Raw genomic sequence first — 2,193 nt, 5'->3', positions numbered from 1 at the left:
AGCTTTTTATTTTTTATTTTTAGAAGTTTTTTATCCCTTCCTAAAATGCTCAAACACAATCCTACTTTACAGCCTTTCAATCCTCAGCACTCATCCTTTTCACTGTTTCCCTTCCTCCGAAGCGGGATGCAAATGTAGGAAAATTTAACCACAAGCCAAACAATATCCCACTATTACTTGTATGCTTAACCTAACTACATGATTTACAACAAGAAATAATCCAGGTTAATTCAGACAGCGAAAGAATAAGTAACAGCACACCTCCATTTAGCCAGGTAAAACCGGGAACTGAGCTATACAAATCGCAGCTTAAACACACCGCATACCCTGCAAATCATACCTCAAACGATTCAAAACACAAATTAATCCCTCCTAAATATATCCTGATAACATGCAAATCATACCTCAAACAATTCAAAACGCAAATTAATAAGTCTAAAATATATCCCGATACATTCAAAACACATCATAAGCTATTCAAAATATATCCTAAATCAGATAGGATATATGTGATCCAGAGAACATGATCTATAGTTTAATCAAAAAACCAGGTTTTAATCTTATCATAAAAAGATCAATGAATCCTATTTCGATTAGTTAAATCCTGTTATTCCAATTAATAAGAACATGTGACTCAAATACACAAAACAGAAGAAAAAATAAATTGAAATAAGATATTGATGGCTTAAGCCTAATAAAAAATCCAATCACAATTCAACATCAAAAAATATGTCTTGTATTAATAGCTTATTGATAAATACATCTGATGCTAAGGGATCATATCTTTCTATAATTTGGTAATAATAGCATCCCAAATTCCCTGATTATAAATTGTACAACCAAAAGAATCATATTTTGCAATCACTTCAGGTATCAGGTCCATATTGTCAATAACCGTCCACTCATCACATATCGGTATATAGAGGTTATGCAAATTATAAATTCCTCTATAATATCTGCGTTCTATAACATCTGCAGGAATATGATGCCCCCCTTTACTGACCCTGCTAGCTACACGTTTCACAGCAAGATCAGCAGAGCCAAGCCAAAAATACAACAGACTGACCCGGTACCCTGCCAACTGAGCTAGTTTAACAAGGGAAACATAACTTCTGCTAGCCAAAGTAGTTTCAAAAGCAAAATCAACCTTGGCACCCATTAATTCATCGATACGCTTCAGCATAATCCTTCCCGATTCAAAGGCCACGCTTTCAGGATTAGAAGGAGATAAATCAGCAGCAATGTTATCTGCATTGATAAATTCCATACAATTCAGGATTTCTGGCAGGATCGTATAACTGGCAGTTGTCTTACCTGCACCATTACAGCCTGATATGATATAGAGATTAGGCAAGAAACCCAGCCTTTCCAAAAAGAGATTGAGTAGCTAATACCAGAATTACAGAGAATGTATCTTGTATATCATTCCATAAATAAAGGATCAGCTGCTTCATTAATTAAAGATAGAAATTATCATACTCCTCCCAAAGACTTATTACTCTTTTATAAAGCCATGGAATATTATTCTTAGGAGAAAAAGAAATGACATATTAAGGAAGGATTCCTTGAATTCTATTCAAAATCAGGAGAACATGTTTAAGCTTTTCAGCTATAACTCTTCGGTCAATTGAGCAAAGTATAAAAGAATCTATATACTTAAGAGAAGCAGATAATTATAATATGAGATAGTTTACTCCGATTTGAATTAAGAATATAGCCAAGGTTCATTCTGTTTTAGTTATATCCTAAACTATGGTCGAAACTCAGGAATGAATTATGCAGATTCGAATAATAGAAGGCAATTTAATTCAGATCAAAAAGGTTTGTCATTTATCTGATAAAAAGAGATTATCATTTAAGATCAGGTCAGAATAAGAATATATCTGTTTCTTAAACAACTCTTATAAATCATGCCCCCCTTACAGCTAAGAAATTTATGATCCAGGGTGATAAGTAAGGCTTTTACCAGATATAATCAATGTATGAACCACGGGATCTGCTAAGATTAAGCACAGGCAATGGGGCACTAAAAATCAGATAAACGGCCCTTCATTTAAAAAACCTCTATAAACTATGGAGGATATTGTCATAGGGTCAATAAAAAACCCCTATAAACAAGAAAAGCCTGTAGTTTCCTACAGGCTTTCTTTAAGATTTGGCACCGACCTACTCTCCCACGTGTTACCGCAGTAC

General features: G+C 34.1%; 1 protein-coding gene. It reads right to left on the bottom strand.

All coding sequences use genetic code 11. From position 1 onward, the window contains the following. Positions 1-787: 787 nt before the first annotated feature. A complete protein-coding gene (locus HDE68_RS26310) occupies positions 788-1,372 on the bottom strand; it encodes a zeta toxin family protein (protein ID WP_260171875.1) in 585 nt (194 codons plus the stop codon). Positions 1,373-2,193: the final 821 nt, after the last annotated feature.

The organism is Pedobacter cryoconitis (assembly GCF_014200605.1).
GTDB classification, from domain to species: domain Bacteria; phylum Bacteroidota; class Bacteroidia; order Sphingobacteriales; family Sphingobacteriaceae; genus Pedobacter; species Pedobacter cryoconitis_B.
Note: the sequence above shows the minus strand (reverse complement) of the source record. Positions and strands in the feature narration are given on the sequence as shown.